This is a genomic window from Pseudoalteromonas sp. S4741, assembly GCF_005886135.1.
Lineage (GTDB): Bacteria > Pseudomonadota > Gammaproteobacteria > Enterobacterales > Alteromonadaceae > Pseudoalteromonas > Pseudoalteromonas tetraodonis.
In genome coordinates this window covers 1-3,317 of sequence record NZ_PNCN01000127.1, presented here as the reverse complement: position 1 = coordinate 3,317, position 3,317 = coordinate 1, and the positions used below count along the sequence as shown (strand labels likewise).

Below are 3,317 nucleotides of genomic sequence, written 5' to 3'. Positions count from 1 at the left end.
GAACTTGCTGAGCAAGGAATTGATTTTATTACAGGTCAAAGAAGTAATATGAAACGCCAGCCACTATCATCTTGGTATAGAGCGATGTTATCAAAGCGTTTCATCATCGAATCAGTTTTCGACCAGCTGAAAAATATGGCTCAAATAGACCACACAAGGCACCGCAGCGGCATCTCATTTATGGTTAATTTAATGGCTGGATTAATTGCCTATACTTTTCAGACTAAAAAGCCGAGTATAAAAGTGACTCGGCTTTAATTCTTATGCAGATCTGAGGTTAATTATGCATAAAATCTCAATATTAACATTGTATTAACTTTGGGGGGTGTGATATTAAATTGCAACTTTGGTTGTATTTTGAGCTTTTATAGATGTTATTTTCCTGTTTTTAAAGCTATTTGCATTCTTATGCTAATTTTATCAAATTTCTGTTTCTTTTTGTTTGTGTATGTTGCTAGGATGTTAGCAATGGGATGCAGGAATATACCCCACACACATTATAAGAATACACAAAACAGGGTCATCATTATGTCAACATATCGTTTAAACACCTTGGCAGTAGCGGTTGCTTTTGCTTTCAGTGCACCAAGTGTGGTTAATGCACAAGAAGCGCCTGCTCAAGCTGAAAAGAATATCGAGCAAATATCTGTGTTAGGGTCGCGAGTTTCTAACCGAACAGCAACAGAGTCGTCATCACCTATTGATTTAATTGACGCGGATGATTTAAACAAAGGCGGCTTTACCGAGCTTGGGCAAAGCTTGCAAGCGACAGCGCCATCGTTTAACTTTTCTCGTACACAAGTTTCTGACGGTTCCGATTTATTTCGCCCAGCAACATTACGCGGTTTACAGCCAGATCAAACGCTGGTTTTAGTCAACGGTAAGCGCCGCCATAATCAATCTATTTTTGGTTTAACTAGTACCGTGGGCGGTGGCTCTGCGGGGACTGATATGAATGCGATCCCGCTTATTGCCTTAAAAGGGGTTGAGGTTTTACGTGATGGTGCGGCGGCGCAGTACGGCTCAGATGCGATTGCGGGGGTTATCAATTTATCACTTAATAACTCAACAGATTTAACCACAGGTTATGTGCAATACGGTGAAACGGCAGAAGGCGATGGGGAAACAATTTCTGCAGGTTTAAATCGTGGTTTTGAACTAGGCAACGAAGGTGGTTTTATTAATTTATCGCTTGAGTACCGCGATGCAGATAAAACCAATCGTGCCGAGCGAGATACTGGAGGTTCGCTTAATGTCGCACCAGGTACTTTATCGGACGAAGTTCGTTGGGGACAAGGTAATGCAGAGAGTGAATTTACTTCGGTATTTTACAATATGGCATTGCCAGTAAGTGAGGGTGAGCTTTATTCATTTGGTGGTTATTCCGAGCGTACTGCACTAGGTAACGGCTTTTATCGTAACTTTAATGAAGCATCTAAAAACGTAATTCAAGTCTATAGCGATGGATTTTTACCGCAAATAGACAATGAAGCACAGGATATCTCTGTTTCAATTGGTTTTAGAGGCGATATTAACCCTGATTGGAATTACGATGTATCGGCGGTATATGGTGAAAACCAATACGACTTTACATCACGCAATACATTAAATGCCTCTTATGCTGCTGAGTATTTATTTAATAACCCAGGTGCAAGTGATGCCGATATTGCTGCAAATGCAGGACCAACTGAGGGGTATTCGGGTGGCTTTAGGTTTGACCAAACAACATTCAACGCGGATGTGAACGGGATTGTTGATATTGGCCGCAGTGAGCCTGTGTACGTGTCAATTGGTGCTGAATACCGTAAAGAAAACTATGAAATTGTACCCGGTGAAGAAGCCTCATACGCGTGTGGCGCTGCTAACACAGATACTTCATACCCATCAGTGAACGATCCGAATCAATTTGCACAATGTGGTTTTCAAGCCTACAACGGCCTTCGCCCTGAAGCATCAAATAAAAGTGATCGCGATAGCTACGCCGTTTATATTGACGCAGAAACCATGGTTACCGATGCGTGGAATGTTAGCGGAGCACTTCGTTACGAAGATTTCTCTAATGCGGGTGACGACATAATTGGTAAAGTAGCCACGCGTTATGAATTTAACGATGATTTTGCGGTACGTGGTGCGATATCAACAGGTTTTAGAGCGCCATCATTACAGCAAAGCGGTTACACTGCGTTTACCACTAACTTAGGTTCTGACGGCACGTTAAGCCAGTCGTTTACAGCAACAACAGGCTCTGCATTTCCAGCTGCATTAGGCGTTGATAACTTAAAGCTTGAAACATCAACGAACTACAGTGCAGGCTTTGTTTATGATGTAACGAGCGATTTATCGTTAACTGTGGATTTTTACCGTGTAGAAATTGAAGACCGTATTACACTGGGCAGCTTGTTATCAGCTGATGATGTGGCATTTAGTCCTGATGCAGTTGCCGCGCTACAGGCAACGGGTGCAGTACAAGCGAACTACTTTTCAAACTCAGTGAATTCAACAACGCAGGGTGTTGACATTATTGCGTCCTATCGTACCGATTTATATGGCGGTAATTTCTCTGCTACGTTTGCTGGTAATTTAAATGAAACTAAAATTGACAGTGTTAATGCAGCACCGGGTATTCCTGAAAATGTAGCACTTGATGATATTCAAAGTAGTTTTTTAACTGATGGGCAGCCGGGCGAACGTGCAACGCTAACGTTTGATTATGAGCGTGACGCGTATAGCTCAATGATCCGCTTTAATTACTTTGGCGAAACCGATGTGAAGTACTTTGGTAATGACCATATTGAACTTGCAACAGATGGCTCATTTAAAGCAACCAGTACGGTAGAATCAGCCGTATTAGTGGATTTAAATGTAAGTTATCAAATTAACGATATGTTTGCGTTATCGGTAGGTGCAGACAATGTATTTGATGAAACACCGGATGAATTAGGCGATGATGAAGTATTAAACGCTATTTCAAATGGGGCATTTAAATACCCGTTACGTGCCGTACCCTACGGCTTTGATGGTCGCACTTACTACGCAAAAGTAAGCTTTAGTTTTTAATTTTATAAGCTAAATAGGCGCCGTTATAAACGGCGCTTTTTTTATGGCTAAAATATATTTAACCTGAACTCTGGATAATAAATCTATCTCAAGCAGCTATTTACAGCGCTAACTACGTTGAATTTACTTGCAATAGGCGAGCTATTGACGCGTAATTTCGCCTTGTTTTCACTGGAAATCTCTGGCTAGAGAAAATAAACATAAATATCAATTTTGATTCAATACGTTAGTAAATCTCTTAACCAAAGTTCAGGTTAAGT

General features: G+C 41.1%; 2 protein-coding genes. Both read left to right on the top strand.

The annotated features are described in order from the left end of the window. On the top strand, positions 1-258 hold a 258-nt coding region (locus tag CWC30_RS15435), incomplete at its 5' end, for a transposase (RefSeq protein ID WP_171034735.1). 270 nt (positions 259-528) lie between these two features. Continuing rightward, positions 529-3,057 carry a TonB-dependent receptor plug domain-containing protein gene (locus tag CWC30_RS15430; RefSeq protein WP_138627539.1) on the top strand — a complete coding sequence of 843 codons (2,529 nt, stop codon included), beginning with the start codon at positions 529-531 and terminating at the stop codon, positions 3,055-3,057. Positions 3,058-3,317: the final 260 nt, after the last annotated feature.

Coding starts and splice junctions, on each gene's coding strand:
- CWC30_RS15430 (WP_138627539.1), top strand. CDS start 529: ATGTCAACATATCGTTTAAACACCTTGGCAGTAGCGGTTGCTTTTGCT.